Genomic DNA, 21,562 nt, shown 5'->3' with positions numbered 1-21,562 from the left:
ACGTGGATTGAGGGCAGGAACGCCGTGGCGTTCGAGCGTGAGCGGCGCTCGACGTTGCTCGCGGTGCCGGCGACCCTTCATCAGGGCGGGAGAATCTACGACCAGCGGACTGACGGCAGCGTCCTGGAGATCGCCGTTCCCGCCCCAGGACATTCGGGTGTCATCATCGGTGAGAGCGTCCGGCAGCACAGCACCGCATCGACCCATCCCGTGCTTCCCTCATCCTCCCGTCCCGCCCTTTCCGGTACCGAGGAGCAGTGATCTATGTCCGTCCTCCGTCCTCCATCACAGCCCCTGGTCGGCGAGGCTTTTCGTATCCCGGAGGGCACATCCCTCCACAGGGTTCACCACGAACGGCGCGGTCCGACCGCGTTCAACCCTGTTGTCGAAAACAGTCACTTCTTCGGCGAGCGCTTCGACGGCACGCCTGCGGATCCGTACCCCTTCCTCTATGCGGCCTTCACTCCTGAAACGGCGCTTGCGGAGACGGTGCTGCATGCCGTTCCCTTCGACGAGGGAGGAGCGCGGCTGATCTCGCCCAAGATAATCTCGGGACGTCGCCTAGCCGAGTTGAGGACCACTGAGCCACTGGATCTCCTCGACCTGACGAGCGCCGCTGCCCTTGCTCGTGTCGGTCAGTCATCTTGGCTCGTACTTGCCGACAGCGGTGAATACCGTCATACGCGGGCCTGGGCTGCGCTGCTGCGCGAGCACAACCCCTGGGCCCAGGGGTTCGTGTGGCCTTCGTTTTGTAGTCACCCAGAGCACATGGTGGTGCTCTTCGGCGACCGGTGCCCCTCCAACATCCTGGGTGAGGTCAAATCCGCACCGCTCAATCCGACGCGGGCGAACGATCTCTTGCGAGCGTTCCGAGCTCAGATTCCTCACCAGGACCCGCCTGGGCCCCTTGATGAGGCCCTACCCATTAGCGAGCCGCCCCAGCCAGCGAAAGAGAAGGAGGGTGACGACTTCGTCTCCTTCTTCAAGGCTCACTTCCCGCAGGTCTGTCGCATCCTAAACGCGCGACAGAACGACTGGGAACTGGCGCAGGATGCTGCCAGCCGGGCCTTCGAGATCGCTCACCGCAGATGGCCAGACGTACGCGCCCACCCCAACCGCGTCGGCTGGGTCGTCAAGACTGGCCGACGGATCCTCATGAGGGTTCACCGCATCCAGGCAAAGCACCCAGAACAGCATCTGGGCGACACCGATCTCAATGTGTCGTGCGAGGACCTGGATCCTGCGACCACGACGGTGGAGAAGGTGGCCCTCCGCGCGGCGATCAGGAACCTCGCCCGGGACAAGCGCGAGTGCTTCGTCATGCACTACGTGCTCCATTACTCCGTGGCAGACATCGCTGAGTTCGTGCAGATCCCACCCGGCACGGTCAAGAGTCGGCTCAGTGCAGCACGCAGGGACCTCAGGGACGCACTCGGCCACGATTTCCGCGAGGGAGGCACACGATGAAGCCCAACGCCGAAGTCCACGTCGAAGGATTCAACCGGGCGATGTCCGAGGAAGAGGTGCTCAGCCACCTCGCCGAGCTCAGGCACCGCGCCGCCATGCACACGCCCATCCTCGACGACGACGACTATGAAGCGGCCATCGACGAGGCAGCTCGTGAGATCGCTGGGGAACCAGTCCTCTGACGACGCCCGGAAACGGAAAGAGAAGAGGACCCAGCCCGGGGCCGGATCACTGGGCATTTCCATCCCGGACCTGCGCCAGCAGCTGGGCGACGACGTCGGTCGTGCCCTCCTCGGTCTGCTGGACCAGATCGTCCAGCACGCGGTCCTTGTCGAGGACTTGCCGGGTGAGCCGTTCCATCGGCTCCGGGTCGGTGCCACTGCCAGGGCGGGTGATCCGTGCGCGGACCGGTCGGCGGGGGCCGACGACGTGCGCCCCTGTCGGGGCGTCGGCTTCCTCGGCCTCGGCGAGTGCCCGGTAGACGGAGGCGACCGAGGGGCGCTGTCCGGCGTTCTTGCCGGTCTTGATGGTCAGCTTCTTGGCGATCTCGGGGACGGGGACGCCGCGGTCTTTCAGCGCGAGGGCCAGCAGAAGGGAGTCGTCGTCGATGGCCTTCGGTCGTCCGCCGTGGTTGCCCTTCGCGGCGGCTGTGACCTGCCCTTCCAGGGTCTTCTCCCGGATGTAGTTGCGCTCGATCTGCGCGGCGGCAGCCAGGACGGCGAAGAACATCGCACCCATGCCGTTGGGGTCGTAGACACCGGTGAGCGGGCCGGTGAGGAGTTCGAGCTGGACGCCGGCGGTCTGGAGCTGGCCGGAGAGGGTCATCAGCTCGGCGGCGTTGCGGGCCAGGCGCTTGAGCTCGTGGACGGTGAGGATGACCTCCTGATCGGGGGCGGCCTCCCAAACAAGACGGGCCCACCCCGCGTGCGGGGTGGGCCCGTGCACGATACGTCCTGAGGACCGCCCAGCCCACGGGCCAGGCGGCATGAGGCGATGACACAGGGCGGATGCCTCCGCTCAGGTGGTGAGCCTCATCGACCGACCGCACGCCGGGCGAGCTCCTTGAGCTCTGTACGCGCGGCGGGCGTGCCCGACGGTCCGCACCAGTACGGGGCCCGGCGATCTGTACCGACAGCTCCTGCAGGCGCCGGCGGCTCCTCGCGGTGCTCGCTGTCGGACCGGATTCCGCGAGCTGCCAGTACGTGCGGTACCAGGCGGTCTGCGCCTCCACGAGGTCATGAGGGAAGTCGTGCTGGGTCATGCACTGCACGAGATCCCTTGTTCGAATATCGAGGCAAGCAGGTGCCCGGTACACGTGCAGCATGAGGCCGGGCGGGAAGGCCTGTGGTCGATATCCCCACGGATTCGACGGCGGCTGGAGCCCCGCTGCCGCGTATCCACTATGGGGTGACAGCCCCCGGGAAAAGAACGTTCGCTCCAGCGGGGCAGGCCACGGTGACAGCCATGATGGTGCGTCGCTGGGCCGCTGCTGCGGCCGCCATGCTGACAACCGCCGGCCTCATGGGTTCCGCTCCCTCCAGCTGGGCCACACCAAGCGCCCCGTCGTCCGTCACCGTTCCCGTATCAGCGGCAGAGCTCCCGGAGCCCCCGACGGCTGAGGAAGCCCGGGCGGAACTGCAAGAACTGACCGTCGCACCCGAAGAGGACGTCCCCGGATACAGCCGGGCGAAGTTCCCCCACTGGGTCATCCAGTACGGCACCTGCGACACCCGCGAGGTCGTCCTCTCCAGCGCGACGGCGGAGGCGTCACCCAGGACAGCCAGGCGGCCTCCGGTCACTGGGTCTCGCCGTACGACGGTGTGGCGGCCGAGACGGCGGCCCAGTTCGACATCGACCATGTCGTGCCTCTCAAGGAAGCCTGGCGGTCCGGCGCGGCGGCCTGGACCACGCAGGACCGCCGGGCGTTCGCGAACGACCTCACTCACTCCCAGCTCGTGGCCGTCTCCGCCCGTTCCAACCGCTCCAAGGCCGACAAGGACCCCGCCAACTGGCAGCCCCCGCTGGCCGGCTACCGCTGCACCTACGGCCGCGCCTGGATTTCGGTGAAACGCGCGTACGGTTTGACCGTGGACCCGGCGGAGCGCTCGGCCCTGGACGGCATGCTCGCCACCTGCGCCTGACAGTCAGTTCCCGGCGCGCCGACAGGCCGGCGCGCCGGTGTCCGGATGAGCACCGGCTGCTCTTTCTCTCCCGACGCGAATGCGGAGTGTCGTGCCACGCGGCCGGGTCCGCGTGGCACGACGGTCAGCTTCGCTGCCGGATTTCCTGTGCTACGGACCGGTGCTCATCGCTCATACTGGTGGCATGTCCGTTGTGTCTGCTGCTGAGCCGTCGCCGTCCGCTTCCGAGGTGCTGCGGCAGCGCTACACGCGGAGGCTTCCCGGCACGCTTGGTGAGCTGGCTGGACCGGTGCACGGTTCCGTGCAGCTGCCGTTGCATGTGGCGTGGTCGGGTCTGACGCGGTTCGATCTGGACCGGCCGCGGTCGCGGATGAGCATGTACCGCACCGTGCTGGCCGAAGGGCAGCACGGTGACCTGATTGCCCTGCTGAACCGGGACCTCCTGATCGCCCAGTGGCCCGTCCTGCGCACACTGATCAGCCGCGCCATCCGCGACGTATGGGAAGAGGCGTTCCCCGAGCTGGCTTCGGCTCGCCCGGCAGCCGCGGCGTGAACCTCAGCGACCTTCACCGCCGGCTCCTCGCCGACGTCCTGGGATTCAGGTCTGCAGTTCCTGTCAAAGAGGCATTCCATCATCGGTCTGAGCTGGCCAGATGGAGGGTGAGGACTGCCTGGACGAGGTGGGTGATCCGGGTGTCGAGCACCGGAGCTTGCGAAGGAGTCGCCAGGACTTGAGGGTGGCCATGGCCAGCTCGACAAGTGCGCGGACCTTGGCGTGGGACCGGTTCACCGCTTGCTGACCAGTGGAGAGGGTCCCCCACCGTCCCCAGTACGGGTGCGGACCGTGCCGCCGGCACCCCGGTAGCCTTTGTCGGCTCAGCACGTGATGCCCGCCTCGGCGAGGTCATCGACGACGCCGTGTTCACGGGCCGCGCGGACGTCATGGACGGCGCCGGGACAGGGCCGGTGAAACCCACAACAGCCGACCGAACGGATCGGCGAGGACCTGCACGTTCATCCCGTGCCTCTTGTGCTTTCCCGAGTAGTAGGGCCGGTCAGCGGCGACCCGGTCGATCGGCAGCAGGCCCCGTCCAGCAGCACGAACGCCTTCGATGATGCTGTCCGGACCCCGCCTCCGCAAGGGTCGGCGCGAGCGCGGCCAGGACCTAGTAGGACTCCGTTAGGTCTGTCTTGATCTTGGTGTGGTCCTGCGGGGCAGGGATTGGTGGCAGGTGGTGCAGATGCCGGTCCAGCAGTTCAGCAGGTCCTGGAGGATGTCGAGGATCTGGTAGAGGGTGAGTCCGCTGTGTCGGCTTTTGGGGCCAGCCGCTGTTCGGTGAGGAAGGCGTGGGCGGCGGTGACCAGGGTGACGTGGTGGTGCCAGCCCGGCCAGGAACGGCCTTCGAAGTGGTCCAGTCCCAGGCCATGCTTGAGTTCCCGGTAGTCGTGTTCGATGCGCCAGCGGATCTTTGCCAGGCGGACCAGGTCCGGGATCGGGGTGTCGTCGGGCAGGTCGGACAGCCAGAAGCGGGTCGGTTGGTCCTCGCCGTCGGGCCATTCGGCCAGCAGTCGCAACCTGGGGCAGGATGCCGTCCCACCGGCCGTGCTCGGCCACCGCGGCTTGCTGGGCCAGCCGACGCGGGCGCGCCCCGGCCGGCCGGACTTGCACCGTGAGGAAGCGGGAGGTCATCGGGCCGCGGGAGCCTTCCCGCCAGGTCACCTCGCTGAAGGCTTCCCGTCCGGCGGCCGCGGCCAGTTCCGCTACCGGCACGGGTCGCTGCCGGTAGCGGGGCACCGGCCGCCGGCCGTTTCCGGACCAGGCGGGGGCATCAGGGAGGGCGTCACAGGGCTGGACGGTCAGATCGCCGCGGATCCCGACTACTTAACGGATCTCCCGCTCGGTCAGGGCGGCGCGGAAGTCGGCGTTCTGGCCGTAGCCGGCGTCCGCTACCACGACCGGCGGCACCAGCTGCCAGGTGGCCAGTTCGTCCAGGGCGTCCAGGGCGAGGCGCCACTTCTCCCGGTGCCCGGCGTCCTTGGGCACGCCGGTCTGCCGGCGCCGGACGGTGTCCTCGGCCCACTCCTTGGGCAGGAACAGCCGCCAGTTCAGCGGGCATGACGCTGTGTCGGAGACCGCGTGGACGCTGACCGCGACCTGGCAGTTGGCTTGCTTGCCCAGCGCACCGCAGTACTGGTGGGCGACACCGACCGACATCCTTCCGTCCTTGGGGAACGACACGTCATCGATCGCCCAGGCGTCCGGGCCGACCTGCGGCACCAGCCGCTCGGCGATCCGCCGACGCACTGGAACCGGATCCCACGTGGATTGGTTCACGAACTGCTGCAGGTTCTGTTCATTGCCGTCCGGAAGTCGCGAGGCCATGGCCTGGATGGACTTGCGGCGACCGTCCATCATCACTCCCCGCAGATAGCAGTCGCTCTTAGCCCGCTGGTCCTTGCGCGGCACCGAGGCGAACACATCCGCCACGAATAACGCTCCAACGTCGCCCGAACACGGTTCACTTCATGTGCGTCCACACACTCACGGTGCCCCTGAACAAGGTCGACACACAGACCTAACGGAGTCCTACTGGCGCGGTGGCTTACGCGGCACCGCCGATGTGTCGTTTATGAATTACAAAGATCCTTAGGCTATTTGCCTACCTGATTGACGCCGCTCATGCGTCAGTTTGGCTCAATCTTCATCGGCAGGGCGTGGCCGTCGCCTCCTGGCCGTGCCAACTTTCACCGGCGCCACGCCGTCTCGGTCGCATCCAAGTCTGGTCGCCCTAACCATGCCCGTATGTCCAAGGATCAAACTTTACTCTGAGGGATCGATTTTTTGCAGAGTTTTCCCTAAGCTGTTGCGGCAACTGTGCGTGGCGATGATGCTCGTATGTCATGTGCATACGGGACATGCGACTACGCAGAGGCAGTTCGGAACGGCCGGCGCTCGCACGTGGGTGCCCAGGCCGTTGCATCGTGGCGGGAACCATCGAATGAGCGGCGAGCGGCGCGCCGTGGACGGGCGGGGCAGGGTTTCTCGGGTCCCACATGTGCGACCGGCTCCTCGCCGAGGGCTACTCGGTCGTCTGCGTCGATGACCTGAGCACGGGCGAGCGTGCCAACATCGGCCACCTAGAAGATCACCCCGGCTTCACCTTCAACCAGGCCGACGTGTCACGGGAACTGTCCGTCGACGGCCTCGTCACCGACGTGCTGCACATGGCATGCCCGGCCTCGCCCGCCGATTACTTGAGGCTGCCGCTGGAGACGATGCTGGTCTGCTCGGCCGGTACCCATCACGCTCTCCAGCTGGCCGCACGCCACGGTGCTCGTTTCCTCCTGACGTCCACCAGCGAGGTCTACGGCGATCCGAAGGTCCATCCGCAGCCAGAGAGCTACTGGGGCAATGTCAATCCGACCGGCCCGAGGGCCGTCTACGACGAGGCTAAGCGGTTCAGTGAGTCCCTCACCGTCACCTATCGCCAGCAGTACGCGGTGGACACGCGCATCGCCCGCATCTTCAACACCTACGGTCCCCGGATGCGGGTCGACGACGGCCGGATGATCCCCACGTTCATCTCCCAGGCTCTGGCGGGCCTGCCGGTGACCGTAGCCGGAGACGGCACACAGACCCGCTCGCTGTGCTACGTCGACGACATGGTCGAGGGGCTGTGGGCGCTGCTGACGTCGACGGGCGAGCCGGGACCCGTCAACCTCGGCGGGTCGCAAGAGCTCAGCGTGGCGGAAACAGCCCGGCTGGTCGTCCAGGCGACCGGCTCCGACTCCGTCCTCACAAGCGTCCCGCTACCGCAGGACGACCCGGCGCTGCGACGCCCCGACACTACCCGTGCCGCCACGCAGTTGGGGTGGCGGCCACGGGTCGGTCTCCAGGAGGGGTTGCGCCGGACCGTCGACTGGTTCGCGGCCACCCCCCTCGCCGGGGCGGTGAGCGGCCGGTGACCGCCCCCCGTCCCACGACGGCGGGGGCCGGTGGGGGCGTGCGGGGCAGGCTGTCGTCCGTCTCCGTGGTGGTCCCCACCCTGGGGCACCCCGACGCGGTACGCCGGCTCCTGGACTCGCTGAACGCCGCCATCACCGCACTTCCCTCCGGCATGGAGGCCGAGGTACTGATCGTCGACGACTCCCAGGGCACTGATCGCGAAGGCATCCAAGAGGCGTGCCGCGCCACAGGCGCCACTTACCTTCGGGGACCGCGCAACGTCGGCGCGAAGCGCAATACAGGAGTGGCGCATTGCCGTTTCCCGCTGGTGCTGTTCATCGATTCCGACTGTGTGGCCACGCCCTCGCTGCTGAGCGCCCACATCGACGCGCACAACGAGCACCGGGCGACGGACGGCGCCAGCATCGCGGCGGTCGCGGGTCCCACCGTGGTCGAGGGAGCCGGACAGGTCCCTGCCTGGCGTACGGTCCAGCACTCCGTGGTGGTCAACGCTCCCTGGAACTGGCCCCTCCACTACGACCGCCTCTGGTGGGGGGCCACATCCAATCTGTCGGTGCGCAAAGACGCGTTCGAGGAAATCAGCGGCTTCGACGAGCACCCGTACACCGTCGTCGGCGGCGAGGACGTCGATCTCGGCGTGCGGCTGCATGCCGCCGGACACCGGATACTGGGACACCCGCGGGCCGTGGTCATGCATGCCACGGACGGCATCACCAGGCTGTCCCAGTTCCACCGCAAGCTCTTCCTCTACGGCCGGGCCTGCGTCTACAACTGCGTGCGCCAGCCGCAGTACGCGTCCTGGTCGTTCAACCCGGTGAGCGCCGCCGTGGCGCTAACGGTCGCCGCCGCGCTGCTGCCCGGGGCGCGCCGCAAAGTGTCGGGCGCCGCCGCGGCCGTGCTGGCCAGCTGGTTCGTCCGGGACACGGTTCGGCTCCTCCGCCGTTCCCGGCCCGAAGAGGGCCTGAGCGTCGGCCGATTGCTGGGCCTGGCCGTCGCGGCCACCAGCGTCGACTGGAGTTACCACGTCGGCATCACCCGAGAGGCGATTGTCCGTGGCCGACCGCTGCTGACGATGAAGCGGTTCAACTACTTCCCGCCGCACCTGTTCCGGCCGGCCTCCTCGCCCGCCGAGCCGAACGATCCCCGCGGCCAGGAGAGGAACGTCTCATGACCAGTACCCGACTTGTCCTGCAGACCGGCACCCACGGCTACGGCATCCTGGGTCGCCACGCGGAGACCGATTTGGAGGGCACCCTCGACGCCATCACGGATGCCGGGTACGGGGGACTGGAGATCATGTCGTCGCTGCTCGGCGACCGGCCACGGTTGCGGGCTGCCTGCACGGAGCGCGGCCTCGACCTCACCACCCTGCATCTGTTCTGGCAGGAACTGGACGGCTTCAACTGGAGCACGCTGAGCAACCTCGGCCTGCACCGGCTGATCCTGTCGGGCCTACCGGTGGCGAGCGAGGAGGAGACGCTCGCCTGCCTTCCCGCCCTGCGCGAACACGCCGCCCGCGCGGAACAGGAGGGAGCCCGCACCCTGATCCACAACCACGCCGAGGAGGGCATTCCTCTGCCCGGAGGCAGCACGCCCTTCGAAATCCTGGCCCAGGAAACCGGCGAGCAGGAGGTGGGCTTCGTCGTCGACCTCCACTGGGCCGCCGTCGCCGGGGACACCGCGCGCATGCTGAAGGCCACGGCAGGACGCTGCGACTACCTCCACATCAAGGACGGTCTGACCGCGGACCCGCAGGCCCCGCACTCCTTCGACCTGGGTACCGGCGAGGTCGACCTCCTGGGCGGGTGGCGACAGGCCCTGGCGGCGGGCAGCGTCCACGTCGCCGTCGTCGAACGCGCCATGCCCGCGCAGCAGCTGACGGCCGCCCTGCGGCACGATGCCGACTTCGTGCGGTCCCTCATCGCCTCAGAGGAAGGGGCCCACGAGTGAACCGCGACCCGATCCGTGTCGCCCTCATCGGCTGCGGAGCCATCGCCGAACTGGGACACGCGCCAGCTCTGTCGGCACTCGCGGACGAGGCTCGCGTCACCAGCGTCGTCGACACGGCTGACCACCGCCGGAACCTGCTCGGGTCCCGCCTCGGTGTGCCCGCGGCCCACCGCCACCACGATGTGGACGTCCTCCTGGCCGCCGGCGATCCCGTCGACCTCGCCGTCCTCGTGTTGCCTCCCCGCTCCACCCCGTACGCCCTCTCCGCGCTGCTCGAGGCAGGAACACGGGTACTGGCGGAGAAACCGATGACGACGGATGTCACCGAGGCCGCCCTGATCGCCGACCGTGCGCGGCGCCACGAGCTGGGGGTGGTCCACAACTACCTGCACCGCAGCGACGTGCGGCAGGCCCTCGCCCGGCTGGGAGAGGGGCAGGGCGGGGAGGTCCGCTTCCTGCGCCTGGAGCAGCCGGACAGCGGCCACTTTCCCGGTGCTGGGGATAGCCCTCACTGGAGGCGCAGCGACGCGGCAGCGGGATGCCTCGTGGACAACGCCTACCACTGGGTCTACGTGGCCACCGAGCTGGCCGCCTCCCCCGTGGTACGGGTGACGGCCCGCACCGCACGCCCCGAAGAAGGCGCGGCCGTGGACCTGGCACTGATCCTGCTGGAGCACGCCAACGGCGTGCTCAGCAGCGTGCAGTCGTCGTGGTGCGCGCCGTCGGCCGTGCCCGTCCTGGAGGTGCACACCACGCGTGGAACGCTGCGGCTGGAGGGCGACTGCGGGCCCTGCACGGCGCTTCCGTCCACGGCGTTCGCCTCCGTCCCGGCCCGCGAGGCCGCCGTCGAGCCGTCGTACACGGCGCTGTACCGAGAGGTGTTCGCCGCGCTACGGGACGGCAGGCCCTTCGCAGCCTCCGCGGACGACTGCGCGACCGTCCTACGGGTGCTCACCGCCGCCGACACCTCCGCCCGCACCGGCGGCAGTGTCTCCCTGGACGGCCTGGTAGCCGCTCGGCCAGCCACCTGAGAGAGCACTCGCAACCTCCTGCGCCGGTCCACCGGCCACTCCGCAGATGCCCGCCCAACAGACCCCGCTCGCCACAATCCGGCCCGCAAGGCTCCTGTCACCTTCCGCAACACCGCGCATCCCACCCGCCGACCGTCAAGGAGATCCTTCGCCGCCATGCCCCACACCTCGCCCCCCTCGCAGGAGACCATCGCCGACGACGCACTGACCGTGGCTGTCTGCACGGTCGGACGTCCGGCGCTCACCCGCGCCCTATCCATGATCGCCGCCGGTGACACCAGCACGATCCACGAGGTCATCGTCGTCGACAACACCGCGGGGACGCTGGACCGCCGGCGCGTCCTCGATGCCTGCGCCCCCGTGCGCGTCCGTGTCCTGGACGGCAGCGGCCCGGCGTCCGTGGGACGCAACCTCGCGCTGTCCCAAGCGCGGACCGACGTCGTGCTGTTCCTCGACGACGACTGTCTGCCCGACCCCGCCTGGGCCAAAGAGATGGCGCACTACATGGCGACGCACCTCGACGTGGCGGCAGCTTTCGGAAAAGTCGTTCCGGTGCCCGTGCCCGGCTGGGAGCTGCGCACGGCCTACCTTCCCCAACTGGGCGAAAGCGCCTGGGGAGTCGCCCAGGGCGACGACGGTGAACGCTGGTGCCCGGCTGTCTCCGCACCGAGCTGGACCCCGGGCCCCGTGCGCGGCGAGCCGACCGTCCCCTGGTGCGCCGTCGGCTCGTCCAACAATCTGGCGCTGCGCCGCAGCCTGCTTCCGGCACACCGTCCTGCCTTCCTGCCGCACCTCGGTCCGGGCACCGGCGCCGGATCGGGCGAGGACACCGAACTGGGTTACCTGTTGATGCGCGAAGGCCGGGGAGTCGCCTACGCGCCCTGGGCCCTGGTGCAACACGACTCATGGATGAGCCCCGCTTCCACCGAGCCCGCCCACCGCGGCTACATCCGCGGCAACGTGGAAGCCCTCGGCTACCACGCGGTGCGCGGCGACCAGCACGCCGCCGGGCTGCTCGCCGCCTACCTCGGACACTTCCGGGCCAACAACGGCTTCGGACTAACCGAGTTCGGCGAGATCCTGGAGTGGGCCTATGGCTCCTTCACCGGCGGGACTCCGCGTGCCCCCCTGCGCAAGTCGGATCTGAGCTGAGCCCGCATCCCGGCGAAAGGACAGCACGCCTGATGACTAATCACATGCCGCCGTTGCGCTGGGGCGTACTGGGAGGCGCCCGCATCGCTGAGCACTTCACCCTGCCCGCGATGGCCACCTCCCCGCACGCCGTCGCCCACGCCGTCGCCTCCCGCCGCGCCGCGGCCGCCCAGCGCCTCGCCGACCGCGCGGGGACAGCACGCGCCTACACCACCTACCAGGACCTCCTGGAGGACCCCGCGGTCGACGCGGTCTACATCGCCCTACCCAACTCCCTGCACACCTCGTGGACCCTGGCCGCGCTGGCCGTCGGGAAGCATGTGCTGTGCGAAAAGCCCCTGGCCACGACCGTCGACGACGTCCATCGCATCGCGGCCGCGGCACGCGAGGCGGACCGGACCGTGGCCGAGGCTTTCATGTACCGCACACATCCCCAGTTCGCGGCACTGCTCCAAGGCATACGTGACGGTGTCATCGGCGAAGTCCACAATGTCGAGGCCACGTTGTCCTTCACTCTGGACGACCCCGATGACATCCGCATGTCACCCGACCTCGGGGGCGGCTCCCTGCTGGACCTCGGCTGCTACCTCGTCGACGCCGCCAACCAGGTCTTCGGGCGCGGGCCGCACGCCGGTGCGGGAACCGTCCACCGCGAGGACAACGGAGTGATCGTGCACACCGCCGGTGCCCTGGACTACGGCCGGGGTTCAGCCGCGCTGCTCAGCACCAGCTTCCTGCTGCCCTGGTACGAGTCCCGGCTGACCGTACGCGGCGACAAGGGCAGTCTCGTCCTGGACCACTGCTTCAATCCCGGCACCGGCGACGGCCATCTGCTGCGCACGAGTGCGACGGGGGAGCGGTTCCGGGTCACCCACCCCGGCCTCGACATGTACGCTGCGATGTTCGACCACTTCGCCCGTGCGGTGGCCGGCCGCCCGCACGTACTGCCCTCGCTGGAGAGCTCGGCCCAGGTGCAGGAGGCCCTGTCCCTGCTCGGCGGCGGGCCCGCCTGAACCAGGGGAACAGACCTGCCCTCATACCCCCCATCGCCCATGCGTCACGACGCCAGGAGAAGGACCATGCGAGCCGATAACAGACTGCTCGACATCCCCGTGCGCCCCTTCGAAATGACCCAGCGCCGCCGCGAGAACCAGGCACTCAACATCCACGAGTACCGCGAGGGCGCCACGACACTGCGCAGCAGGCCGCTCGCGCTGTTCGTCGAACTCACCCAGAACTGCAACCTGCGCTGCCCCATGTGCCGCTTCGGCGAGAAGTACGATCCCGCGCTCAACATGGACGAGAAGGTCTTCGACCGGCTCGCCGAAGAACTGTTCCCCGACGCTCACCTGGTAGATGTCCGTGGCTGGGGCGAGAGCACCATGCTGGCTGGCTTCGGCGACCTGGTCCTGCGCGCGCTCGAACACCGCGTACGGGTACGGGTCGTGACAAACGGCCAGATCAACCGCCCGGCCGTGTGGGACACCCTGATGCGCGGACAGGGGATCGTCACCGTCTCCTGCGACGCCGCGTCCCCCGAACTCTTCGACAAGCTCCGCGCCGGCGGCACCCTGGAGCGTCTCGAACGCACCTGTGCGTCGTTGGTGGAGGCCCGCGACCGCCACGGCGTGCCCCGTGACCACGTCAACTTCAACGTCGTGTCCAGCATGGACAACCTCGACGAGCTCGCCGACATCGTGCGCCTCGCGGCCCGCCTGGACATCTCCCCGGTCGTCATCCACCCGCTGGTCGCCCACGTTGACGACCCCTCCCACCTGCGCCAGGATCTCGGCCGCACTCAAGAGGCGTACGCGCGTGCCGCCGAGGCCGGACGCGAGCACGGAGTCGTCGTCCAGCTCGGGGCTGCCCCCGACCCCTCCCTTGCTCTTCCGGAGATGGTCCGCAAACCCGCGTGCATGCACCCCTGGAGCTACGCCTATGTCCGCTACGACGGTGCCGTCGGCTTCTGCGACCACCTCATCGGCAGCGACGAGTACACCCTCGGCTCGCTCCAGCACCACACCTTCGAAGAGATCTGGAACGGTGAGAAGTGGCAGGCCCTGCGCCGTGCTCATCTCAGCGGACACATTCCCGACGCGTTCGCCCCGTGCCGCTACACCTATGCCCAGCGCTACACCGACTTCGAATACCTCGTCCACCCGGACCGTGCCGAGGGCATCGTCTCCAGCGCGACGCACCACGATGTCGTACGCAGCCGCGATCCGCGGCTGATCCCGGCGGTGCCGTTCGCAGGCGACGACGCCGACTCCACGGGCCAGGTCCTGGTCCCCACCCGGATGCTCTCGGACAGCCTGCGCGCACTGTCCGTCCCCGACCAGTCATGACGCACACCGACAGCACCACGACGCCGACGGACGGGGCAGGCAGCACATGCGCCGACCCCACCTGAGCACGACCGGCGCGCCCGATGTCCGGTCACCGGCACGGCTCCTGCTGTGGCTGGCGCGGCAGCAGGCGCGCACCATCACCGCTGCCTGCCTGTTCGGCATCGTCTGGATGCTCGCGCAGGCGGCTCTGCCCGTCCTGGTCGGCCGTCAGATCGACGACCTCTTCGCCACGCGGGGCGCCACCACGCGTACCGTCCTTGTCGGCTGCCTGCCCCTCGCGGGGCTCGCTCTGGTCCTCCACATCTGTGGGGCGCTGCGCAACCGGTTCTCGGAGAGCAGCGCCCGCACGGCGAACAGCCGCGTCATGCTCTTGGTGGCACGCCACAGTGCGAACGGCAGACAGCGTGCGCCAGACGACGCGGGCACCGGCGTGGCGAGCGTCGCCGCAGGCGACATCGCGCCCGTCGGTGACTTCCTGCGCATCGCGGCGCGGGCCGCTGGAGCGCTCGTCGCCTTCGCCGCGGTGTCGCTCCTGCTTCTGGCCACCGCGCCGCTGCTCGGCGCTCTGACCCTCGTCACGATGCCCGCCCTGGTGCTGGGCATCCGGCCGGTGATGCGTCCCCTGTCGAGTGGGCAGCAGGCGCTGCGCGACACCGTGGACGATCTGAGCACCTCGGCCGTCGACGCCGTCCACGGCCTGCGTGTGCTGAGGGGCACCGGCGGGGAGGGCGACTTCCTGCACCGCTACCGGGCCCAGTCTCAGCAGGCCCGTGCCATCGCTGTGCGGCTGAGCCGGACCGAGACAGTCGTCGACTCCGCCAATGTGCTGCTGCCCGGCCTGTTCGGCCTGCTCACCCTCGGGATCGCCGCACGCCTGGCGCTGGTCGGCGAGATGAGCCCCGGAACCCTGCTGACCCTGTCGGGCCTGACAGCGTTCCTCGTCGTGCCGCTGCAGACCGCGGCCGAGTTCTACGACAAGGCGGCCAAGGCTCTCATCGCCTCCCGCCGCCTCATCACCGCCCTGAGCCCCGGCGCGATCAAAGGCGACGGCCTGGACATCCCCATTCCGTCCGCCTCCTGCCCCGAACTCCGCGATACGGCACGAGGGATCACCGTTCGTCGTGGCCAACTCATCGTTATCCAGGTGCATGACGCGGCTGTCGGCGCCCGAATCGCCGACGAATTCGGGGGTTACCGTCCCAGCCGCGTCCACCTGCGGGGCACCCCCCTGGATCGTCTCGACCCTGCCCTCCTGCACCGCACCGTCCTGCTGACCACCCCTCTGTCCGGCCTCTTCGCCGGCACCTTGCGCACCACGCTCGACCCCCACACACGCCATGACGACCAGCACCTCGCGCACGCCCTCGACGCCGTCAGCGCCACCGACCTCCTCCGCACGCTCCCCGACGGTCTGGACTCTCCGGTCGGAGGACGCGGGTACACCCTGTCCGGCGGCCAGCGCCAGCGGCTCCTGGTCGCCCGGTCCCTCCTCGCGGACCCCGACGTGCTGATCCTCCTGAACCCCACCCAGGCCGTCGACGCCCACACAGAGATGCGGATGGCCCAGGGCCTGGCTGCCCACCGGCGCGGGCGCACCACTGTCATCGTCACCGACAGTCCGGCCTTCGCCGCGTTCGCCGACATCACCCGCACCGTCGCCGACCGGCCCGCGACCCCCGACAGGAGCACAACAGCCGGGAGCGGCAACGCCGGGGAGGTACACGCGTGAGCACCATGCTGCCCCTCGCTGACCGGGGTGCCGTCGCCCGGTACCTGCGCGCCGTCGGCCGCAGCAAACGGCGGTCCCTGTGCGCCGTCCTCCTCGTCTACGTCCTGTCGGTCATCGCCGGACTCGGCATCGGCCCCATCCTGGGATGGTGGCCGCTGCAGTGGCCCACGACACCGGCGCCCCCGTCGAACCCCTCATCGCCCTCGGCGTGCTCCTCCTTCTCCTCCAGACCTGGCTCACGCGCCATGCCCGGTTGCGGGCACGCGCCCTGGGCGAGGACCTCCTAGCCGACCTGCGAGAAGAGGCCATGGCCCGGGCCGTCGCCCTCCCCACCGCCGCCGTGGAAGGCGCGGGCGTCGGCGACCTGCTGACCCGCACCACCCGAGACATCACCACCCTCTCCAAGAACCTTCGCTTCACCCTCTTCGAACTCATCGGCTCGCTGCTCACCATGGCAATCACCGTCGCCGCTCTCGCTGTGCTCCAGCCCCTGTACCTGATCCCATGCCTGCTGTCACTGGGCCTGGCGACGACACTCTGCCGCTGGTACCTGAGGCGCGCCCCGCAGTGGTACCTGGCCGAGGCCCGCGCTTACGCCCAGCTCAGCGAGGGCCTGATCGAAACGAGCTCACACCCCCGCACCGTGGAATCCCTCGACCTGGCGGTGGTGCGCGAGCGCCGCACCGGCCAGGACGTCGACCGCTGGTTCCGGGCCGGCCTGCACACCCTGAACCTGCGCACCGTCTGGCTGCCGACGCTCGGACTGGTGTGTCTGCTGCCGCTGCCCGCTGTGCTGGTCACCGGCTTCGTGCTGCACACCCACGGCGCGACGACGATCGGGGCCGTCACCACCGCGGCCGTGTACGCCCAGCAGTTCGGCGAGCCGGTCAGCCGGATCTCCTACTACGTCGACGACCTGCACCTCGCTCACACCGCACTCGTACGACTGCTCGGGATCCCCGCTCCTCCCGCGCAACCCCCGCCGCCACCGCACGTCCCGCGGCGCCCCGCTCTCGCCGCGCACGGGCTGACGTTCTCCCACGACGGCAGGCGCACCGTCCTGCACGGCGTGAACCTGCACGTGCGCCCAGCGGAGAAACTTGCCCTCGTGGGACCCAGCGGGGCGGGCAAGACAACTCTCGCGGCGCTGCTCGCCGGACTGCACACCCCGCAGAGCGGCTCCGTCCTGCTCGACGGTGTACGCCTGGACACACTGCCGAGTGCGACAGTGCGCCGCCTCATCACCGTCGTCGAACAAGACCAGCACGTCTTCGCCGGCACCCTGCGCGACAACCTGGCCCTGGCCCGGCCGGGTACCCGCGACGCCGATCTCCTTGACGCCCTGCACGCTGTCGGCGCCGCGTCCTGGGTCGCCGCCTTTCCTCACGGCATCGCCACCCGGATCGGTTCCGGCGGAATTCCCCTCGACGCCCGGCAGGCCCAACAGGTCGCGCTGGCACGCGTCCTGATCGCGGCCCCTCCCATCGTCGTCCTCGACGAGGCGACCTCTGACCTGGACCGGACCGTGGCGTCCGCCCTGGAGCACATCCTGGCGGACAGGCTCCGCGACTCCACCCTCATCACGATCGCGCACCGACTGCACACCGCCCAGGCCGCCGACCGAATCGCCCTCCTCCAGGACGGCCGCATCACGGAGTTGGGCGATCACGACACCCTCCTTGAACAAGGAGGCGAGTACGCCCGCCTCTGGCACATCCACAACGGGCGCGCCGACGCCACTCCCGGCGATCACACCGGCCCCTTGGCCTCCGAACGCCCGACAGGCAACCTCCCGACATCCCGCACCACCTCGACCACCATCGACCAGAAGGGTGACCACACTCCATGAGGATCGCCGTATTCGGGGCCGGCTACATCGGCTTGGTGACCGCGGCCTGCTTCGCGGAACTGGGCCACACCGTCGCCGTACGCGACATACGCTCCGAAGCCGTCACAGCCCTGCGCGCCGGCCGCACACCCATCCACGAGCCCGGTCTGGACACGCTCCTCACCCGCAACGCCGACCGGCTGTCCTACACCATCGATGCAGACGAAGCCGTCCGCGGCGCCGAAGTGGCGTACATCTGCGTGGACACCCCTCCTACGGCGGGCGGAGACGCGGACCTCAGCCGGGTCTTCGCAGTGGTCCGCTCCCTGCGCGACGCCACGCACCTGACAGCGGTCGTCGTCAAAAGCACCGTCCCGGTGGGGACAGGGGCCCGCGTCCGCACAGCCCTGGACCGGGTCGGACTACGGCACGTCGGCTACGCCTCCAACCCCGAGTTCACCGCCGAGGGCACCGCCGTCCACGACTTCCTTCACCCCGACCGCATCGTCATCGGCACCTGGGACGAGCAGACCGCCGCCTGCGTCGCCGACCTGCACAAGGACGTCCCCGGCACGATCGTCACCCTCGACGTGGAATCGGCCGAGATGGTGAAACTCACCGCGAACGCCTTCCTCGCCACAAAAATCTCCTTCGCCAACGAAATCGCCAACATCTGCGACCTGGTCGGCGCGGACATCGTCGCCGTCACCCGCGCCGTCGGCCTGGATCAGCGCATAGGACCCCATTTCCTGAAGGCCGGAGTCGGCTGGGGCGGCTCCTGCTTCCCCAAGGACACGCTTGCACTGAAGCAGATGGCGAGAAACGCCGGACACTCCCCGCAACTCCTGGATGCCGTCATCGAGGTCAACGAACTCCAGCACCGCCGGCCCGTCGTCCGCCTCCGCGCCGCCCTTGGCGGGCTCGACGGAGCTCGGGTCGCCCTCCTGGGGACGACCTTCAAACCAGGCACCGACGATATGCGCCAGGCTCCCAGCACCGTCCTGGCGGCTCGCCTCCTCGCCGAAGGCGCCGAAGTCCGCTGCTGGGACCCCCTGGCCAAACTGCCCGACACCGCCCCCTGGTCCCACGTGAGCCGCTCCCCGAGCCCCGCGCACTCAATGGCGGAGGCCGATGCCGCCGTGATCGTCACCGAATGGCCCGAACTCCTGGACGTCGACTGGCCCGTCGTACGTCCCACGATGCGCACCCCCGTCATCCTGGACGGACGCAACCTGCTCGACCCCGCCACGATGAAAGGCGTCGGCTACCACTACCTCGGAGTGGGGCGCAGCCGGCTCCCGCACTGACGATCCGTGCCAGAGCCGGCTCCGCCCCCGCCAACCGCCCGCAAGGAGCACCCTGCCGACATGCCCGAGGAACGCCTCCCCGGCGGCTTCGTCAACGAGACCGTTCTGCTTGACGGAACCGTCCGACGCCGTCCCACCGCCCGCTCGCCCTACCTGCGTGAGCTCCTGCACCTCTTCCAGAAGCACCACTGGCCGGGCGCTCCCCGCCACCTGGGAAGCGACGAGCAGGGGCGCGACGTCTTGCAGTACGTGCCTGGTCACGTCCCCTGGGCGGGCGGCGACCCGGCCGTCCACGAAGAGCGCAGCCTCCGCGAACTGTGTGTTCTGGTGCGCCAGGCCCACGACCTCACCCAGGGACACCCCCTGGCCGAAGGCGGCGAAGTGGTGTGCCACAACGACCTGTCCCCCCGCAATACCGTGTACCGCCGAGAAGGCGCGAGGCTGCACCCGATCGCCCTCATCGACTGGGACCTGGCGGGCCCCGGACTACGTATCCACGACGTGGCCCACCTGTGCTGGCAGTTCCTTGGCCTCGGCCCAGGAACTGATGCCGCCTGGGCCGCCGAACGCCTGCGCCTGGTGGCCGACGCCTACGGACTCCCCGATGCCGACCGCGCCCGCCTGGTCCCCGCGATCATCTGGTGGCAGGAACGCACACGCAGCGGCATCGAAGCAGGGGCGCGTGACGGAGACCCGGCCCTGAGGGAGCTGGCGCGCGCGGGCGTGCCGGCTCGTATCCGCGCGGCCCGTGAGTGGGTGACAGCGCAACGCCAGACTCTGGAAGCCCCACCAGCCAATTTCCCTCCAAGGCTTGACGAGACATAGGGGCTTCTACGGCACCCATAAAGCCCCCACGATCAGGACGTGACTGTCCAATCACCCCCGCTTTCACATGCACTTCATCCCGACCGGTTCCTCGTGGATCAACCAGGTCGAGCGGTGGTTCGGCTTCCTGGCCGACCAGAAGATCGTGGATGGCGGTCGCCTCCGCGGTGATAGCACGCCCCGCGTCGGGGCGTGGTGTTCGACGCCGCTGACCCGAAGCCGTCCGTACGGCCCGCCTCTTGCGGTCACGGCCCGTGGTGGGGCGGTTGTTGTGCCGGTCGCGGGCCCGGGTAGAGCTACTCCGTCGGGGAACCGGGGACGTGCCGGATCGGTCGGGGATACCGCGGGGCGGTGGGCATGTGCTACGTGGTGGTGCTGACGGCGATGGAACTGGAGTACTCGGCGGTCCCGGAGTATCTGCGGGACATCGAAACGGTCCGCCACGAGCCGGGCACCGTGTTCGAGGCGGGCAGCCTGCCGGGGCGCCGCCGCAGACCGCGCTGGCGGTTGGTGGTCGCACTTCGGACTGCCTTCATGCCCTGGCGGCACAGTTGTCTCCGGCAAGCTGCTTCGGACACCCGAAGTAGGGCTTTTATCTGAAAAACCATCCACTGCTGTCACTTCAGCGGTTACGTTCTGACGTCATGAGGTTCCTGCACACCTCGGACTGGCATCTGGGCCGCCGGTTCCACGGGGAAGACCTGATCGCCCGTCAGCGCAATGTCCTGACCCATATCTGCGCCACCGCCCGCACCGAACAGGTCGACGCTGTGTTGATCGCGGGCGACATCTACGACCGTGCCATCCCGAGCCTGGACGCGGCGCGCCTGTTCAACTGGGCCCTGCACGAACTCGCCGACCTCGGCATCCCCACGATCATGATCAGCGGAAACCACGACTCCGCCCACCGCCTCGGTATCGGCTCCGGCCTGTACGCCAAAGCCGGCGTGCATCTGCGCACCGACCCCGCCGGCGCCCCACGGCCCGTCCTGCTGTCCGACACCCACGGCCCCGTCGCCGTCTACGGTGTGCCGTACCTGCACCCGACCCTGGTCAGCGAGCAGATGCACGTGGAGACCGCATCCCACCAGGCCGTTCTCACCGCGGCCCTGGACGGCATCCGCGCCGACCTCGCCACGCGCCCCAAGGGCACCCGCGCCGTCGTCCTGGCCCACGCGTTCATCACCGGCGCGGACAGAAGCGACAGCGAACGCGACATCAGCGTCGGCGGCGTCGCCCACGCCGGCGCCACCGTGTTCGACGGCATCCACTACACCGCGCTCGGCCACCTCCACCGCCCCCAGGCCGTCAACGACCGCATCCACTACAGCGGATCCCCGCTGGCCTACTCCTTCTCCGAAGCCGGCCACACCAAATCCCTGGCCCTGGTCGACCTGGACGCCGACGGCACGCCCACCGTCACCCACCAGGCCGTCCCCGCCGACCTGCACCTCCCCCTGGCCCGGCTCACCGGCCATCTGGAAGATCTGCTGTCCAACCCCGCCCACACCCCGCTGACCGAAGCCTGGCTGCACGTCACCCTTACCGACCCCGCCCGGCCGTACGAGGCGATGAGCCGCCTGCGCCAGCGTTTTGCCCACACCCTCGATTTGAAGCACGAACCCGCCGCCATCCCCGCCCAGGCGACCGACACCCCCACCTACCGGGACCGGGTGCGCGGCCGTGGCGACCTCGAGATCACCCACGACTTCATCACCGCCGTCCGCGGCAGCGCGCCCACCGACGACGAGCAGACCCTGTTGCAGGAGGCCGTCGACCGCATGCACCTGGACGCCCAGCAGAAGGAAACCATCTGA

Annotated in this window: 16 protein-coding genes and 4 pseudogenes; 17 read left to right on the top strand and 3 right to left on the bottom strand. The window is 69.2% G+C overall.

The window, feature by feature from the left end:
• Nucleotides 1-24: 24 nt before the first annotated feature.
• The 3 genes from PS467_RS00195 to PS467_RS00185 are packed head-to-tail and all read left to right on the top strand — an operon-like array spanning nt 25 to nt 1,649.
• On the top strand, nt 25-261 hold the full coding sequence (locus tag PS467_RS00195; protein WP_311033364.1) for a hypothetical protein: 237 nt from the start codon (nt 25-27) through the stop codon (nt 259-261).
• A gap of 3 nt (nt 262-264) precedes the next feature.
• Nucleotides 265-1,467: a sigma-70 family RNA polymerase sigma factor gene (locus PS467_RS00190; protein WP_311033363.1), complete on the top strand. Its 1,203-nt coding sequence runs from the start codon at nt 265-267 to the stop codon at nt 1,465-1,467.
• Nucleotides 1,464-1,649 (top strand): hypothetical protein, encoded by a 186-nt coding sequence (locus tag PS467_RS00185; protein WP_268971006.1) that lies wholly within the window; start codon nt 1,464-1,466, stop codon nt 1,647-1,649. The genes PS467_RS00190 and PS467_RS00185 overlap by 4 nt, the downstream gene beginning before the upstream one ends.
• 46 nt (nt 1,650-1,695) lie before the next feature.
• On the opposite strand, the gene PS467_RS00180 is transcribed toward PS467_RS00185, so the two are convergent.
• Nucleotides 1,696-2,412 carry a recombinase family protein gene (locus tag PS467_RS00180; RefSeq protein ID WP_311033362.1) on the bottom strand — a complete coding sequence of 239 codons (717 nt, stop codon included), beginning with the start codon at nt 2,410-2,412 and terminating at the stop codon, nt 1,696-1,698.
• Between the two features lie 555 nt (nt 2,413-2,967).
• Here PS467_RS00180 and PS467_RS00175 point away from each other — a divergent pair.
• Nucleotides 2,968-3,608 (top strand): annotated as a pseudogene (locus PS467_RS00175) (HNH endonuclease family protein).
• 184 nt (nt 3,609-3,792) lie between these two features.
• A complete protein-coding gene (locus PS467_RS00170) occupies nt 3,793-4,161 on the top strand; it encodes a hypothetical protein (RefSeq protein WP_311033361.1) in 369 nt (122 codons plus the stop codon).
• A 79-nt stretch (nt 4,162-4,240) separates the two neighbouring features.
• Here PS467_RS00170 and PS467_RS00165 read toward each other — a convergent pair.
• Together PS467_RS00165 and PS467_RS00160 are read right to left on the bottom strand one after the other, a co-directional pair.
• A pseudogene (locus PS467_RS00165) lies at nt 4,241-4,774 on the bottom strand (transposase family protein); the annotation flags it as partial.
• A 91-nt stretch (nt 4,775-4,865) separates the two neighbouring features.
• Nucleotides 4,866-6,146: pseudogene (locus PS467_RS00160) on the bottom strand (IS701 family transposase).
• A 483-nt stretch (nt 6,147-6,629) separates the two neighbouring features.
• Here PS467_RS00160 and PS467_RS00155 point away from each other — a divergent pair.
• The 12 genes and pseudogenes from PS467_RS00155 to PS467_RS00100 all read left to right on the top strand — a co-directional run.
• Nucleotides 6,630-7,574 (top strand): annotated as a pseudogene (locus PS467_RS00155) (UDP-glucuronic acid decarboxylase family protein); the annotation flags it as partial.
• Nucleotides 7,571-8,746: a glycosyltransferase family 2 protein gene (locus PS467_RS00150; protein ID WP_311033360.1), complete on the top strand. Its 1,176-nt coding sequence runs from the start codon at nt 7,571-7,573 to the stop codon at nt 8,744-8,746. The pseudogene PS467_RS00155 and the gene PS467_RS00150, both read left to right, overlap by 4 nt.
• Nucleotides 8,743-9,525 (top strand): sugar phosphate isomerase/epimerase family protein, encoded by a 783-nt coding sequence (locus PS467_RS00145; protein WP_311033359.1) that lies wholly within the window; start codon nt 8,743-8,745, stop codon nt 9,523-9,525. The genes PS467_RS00150 and PS467_RS00145 overlap by 4 nt, the downstream gene beginning before the upstream one ends.
• The gene (locus tag PS467_RS00140; RefSeq protein WP_311033358.1) at nt 9,522-10,556 is read left to right on the top strand and encodes a Gfo/Idh/MocA family protein; all 1,035 of its coding nucleotides are present in this window, start codon (nt 9,522-9,524) and stop codon (nt 10,554-10,556) included. The genes PS467_RS00145 and PS467_RS00140 overlap by 4 nt, the downstream gene beginning before the upstream one ends.
• 156 nt (nt 10,557-10,712) lie before the next feature.
• Nucleotides 10,713-11,708 carry a glycosyltransferase gene (locus PS467_RS00135; protein WP_311033357.1) on the top strand — a complete coding sequence of 332 codons (996 nt, stop codon included), beginning with the start codon at nt 10,713-10,715 and terminating at the stop codon, nt 11,706-11,708.
• 32 nt (nt 11,709-11,740) lie between these two features.
• Nucleotides 11,741-12,721, top strand: coding sequence for a Gfo/Idh/MocA family protein (locus PS467_RS00130; RefSeq protein ID WP_311033356.1), 981 nt, complete (start codon nt 11,741-11,743; stop codon nt 12,719-12,721).
• 66 nt (nt 12,722-12,787) lie between these two features.
• Nucleotides 12,788-14,053: a radical SAM protein gene (locus PS467_RS00125; RefSeq protein WP_311033355.1), complete on the top strand. Its 1,266-nt coding sequence runs from the start codon at nt 12,788-12,790 to the stop codon at nt 14,051-14,053.
• Nucleotides 14,054-14,099: 46 nt separating this feature from the next.
• Nucleotides 14,100-15,785, top strand: a complete 1,686-nt coding sequence (locus PS467_RS00120; protein WP_311033354.1) for an ABC transporter transmembrane domain-containing protein — start codon at nt 14,100-14,102, stop codon at nt 15,783-15,785.
• A gap of 148 nt (nt 15,786-15,933) precedes the next feature.
• On the top strand, nt 15,934-17,634 hold the full coding sequence (locus PS467_RS00115) for an ABC transporter ATP-binding protein (protein WP_311033353.1): 1,701 nt from the start codon (nt 15,934-15,936) through the stop codon (nt 17,632-17,634).
• Nucleotides 17,631-18,920: a UDP-glucose dehydrogenase family protein gene (locus tag PS467_RS00110; RefSeq protein WP_311033352.1), complete on the top strand. Its 1,290-nt coding sequence runs from the start codon at nt 17,631-17,633 to the stop codon at nt 18,918-18,920. Before PS467_RS00115 ends, PS467_RS00110 begins: the two co-directional genes overlap by 4 nt.
• A gap of 60 nt (nt 18,921-18,980) precedes the next feature.
• A complete protein-coding gene (locus tag PS467_RS00105; protein WP_311033351.1) occupies nt 18,981-19,745 on the top strand; it encodes a phosphotransferase family protein in 765 nt (254 codons plus the stop codon).
• Nucleotides 19,746-20,389: 644 nt separating this feature from the next.
• Complete coding sequence (locus tag PS467_RS00100; RefSeq protein WP_311033350.1) at nt 20,390-21,562, top strand: exonuclease SbcCD subunit D; 1,173 nt, start codon at nt 20,390-20,392, stop codon at nt 21,560-21,562.

This window comes from Streptomyces luomodiensis (assembly GCF_031679605.1).
Taxonomy (GTDB): domain Bacteria; phylum Actinomycetota; class Actinomycetes; order Streptomycetales; family Streptomycetaceae; genus Streptomyces; species Streptomyces luomodiensis.
The sequence above is the reverse complement of the archived record's forward strand: the minus strand, read 5'-3'. Positions and strand labels throughout refer to the sequence as shown.

What these genes read in the sequence shown, in the direction of transcription:
- PS467_RS00190 (WP_311033363.1), top strand. Translation starts at nt 265, where the DNA reads ATGTCCGTCCTCCGTCCTCCATCACAGCCCCTGGTCGGCGAGGCTTTT.
- PS467_RS00185 (WP_268971006.1), top strand. Translation starts at nt 1,464, where the DNA reads ATGAAGCCCAACGCCGAAGTCCACGTCGAAGGATTCAACCGGGCGATG.
- PS467_RS00170 (WP_311033361.1), top strand. Translation starts at nt 3,793, where the DNA reads ATGTCCGTTGTGTCTGCTGCTGAGCCGTCGCCGTCCGCTTCCGAGGTG.
- PS467_RS00145 (WP_311033359.1), top strand. Translation starts at nt 8,743, where the DNA reads ATGACCAGTACCCGACTTGTCCTGCAGACCGGCACCCACGGCTACGGC.
- PS467_RS00135 (WP_311033357.1), top strand. Translation starts at nt 10,713, where the DNA reads ATGCCCCACACCTCGCCCCCCTCGCAGGAGACCATCGCCGACGACGCA.
- PS467_RS00130 (WP_311033356.1), top strand. Translation starts at nt 11,741, where the DNA reads ATGACTAATCACATGCCGCCGTTGCGCTGGGGCGTACTGGGAGGCGCC.
- PS467_RS00125 (WP_311033355.1), top strand. Translation starts at nt 12,788, where the DNA reads ATGCGAGCCGATAACAGACTGCTCGACATCCCCGTGCGCCCCTTCGAA.
- PS467_RS00120 (WP_311033354.1), top strand. Translation starts at nt 14,100, where the DNA reads ATGCGCCGACCCCACCTGAGCACGACCGGCGCGCCCGATGTCCGGTCA.
- PS467_RS00110 (WP_311033352.1), top strand. Translation starts at nt 17,631, where the DNA reads ATGAGGATCGCCGTATTCGGGGCCGGCTACATCGGCTTGGTGACCGCG.
- PS467_RS00105 (WP_311033351.1), top strand. Translation starts at nt 18,981, where the DNA reads ATGCCCGAGGAACGCCTCCCCGGCGGCTTCGTCAACGAGACCGTTCTG.
- PS467_RS00100 (WP_311033350.1), top strand. Translation starts at nt 20,390, where the DNA reads ATGAGGTTCCTGCACACCTCGGACTGGCATCTGGGCCGCCGGTTCCAC.